Origin of the sequence: Roseinatronobacter sp. NSM, assembly GCF_052379845.1 — a bacterium.
Taxonomy (GTDB): Bacteria; Pseudomonadota; Alphaproteobacteria; order Rhodobacterales; family Rhodobacteraceae; genus Roseinatronobacter.
This window is the reverse complement of record NZ_JBQTCF010000096.1, coordinates 1-864: the sequence shown is the minus strand read 5'-3', so window position 1 is coordinate 864 and position 864 is coordinate 1. Positions and strand designations below refer to the sequence as shown.

At 62.4% G+C, this 864-nt stretch carries 1 pseudogene; it reads left to right on the top strand.

The annotated features are described in order from the left end of the window. Nucleotides 1-67 precede the first annotated feature (67 nt). Nucleotides 68-864 (top strand): annotated as a pseudogene (gene tnpC, locus ACTZWY_RS19775) (IS66 family transposase); the annotation flags it as partial.

Sequence of the window (864 nt, the reverse complement as noted above, 5' to 3'; positions counted from 1 at the left end):
CGGGTGATTGTCACGGTGCGCCCGAAGTGAGGGCAGGAATGCCATCGGTTCGAATGACTGCCCGAACGCGTGTCGTGCTTGCACTGACGGTGTGCGTCAGGCCCCTGTGCCAGCTTTCCTGATTGATGCGGCTCTCCCCACTGAAGGGGCCATCGCGCATATTCTCGTCAGCAAGTCGAAGGGGACCGTGGCCGCAGATGCGGCCGCGTAAGCCCCGTAGACGCGGACCATTTGCCCTTGTATCGCCAAAGCCAGATCCTGGCGCGAGCTGGCATTGATCTGCACCGCGCCGTGTTGGCGAGCTGGGTTGGCAAGGCGGCCTTCCACTTGCGGCCCGTGGTTGACAGGCTGGCCGAGCATCTGAAAGCCTCGGGCAAGTTGTTCATGGATGAAACGACAGCCCCTGTGCTCGATCCCGGTCGGGGAAAGACCAAGACCGGCTATCTCTGGGCCTTGGCGCGGGATGACCGTGCCTGGGGCGGAGACGACCCACCGGGCGTTGTATATTTCTATGCGTCAGGCCGCGCGGGCGAAAATGCCGAAACCTTCCTGACCGGCTTTGATGGCATCCTGCAAATAGATGGATATCCGGGCTATAACCGGCTTACCAAACCCACGCGCAAGGGCGGCGATCCCATTCGGATTGCTCATTGCTGGGCACATGCGCGGCGCAAACTGAAGGAAGTCTTCGACCGCGATGGGTCGGAAATCGCGGCTGAAGGTCTGCGTCGCATCACCGAGTTCTATGCGGTTGAGGCTGACATCCGCGGCATCTCGCCGGGCCAGCGCCTGTCTGCCCGTCAGTCGCGCACTGCGCCTCTGGTGGCGGCCTTCGGGGAATGGCTTCAGGCGCAACGTCGCAAA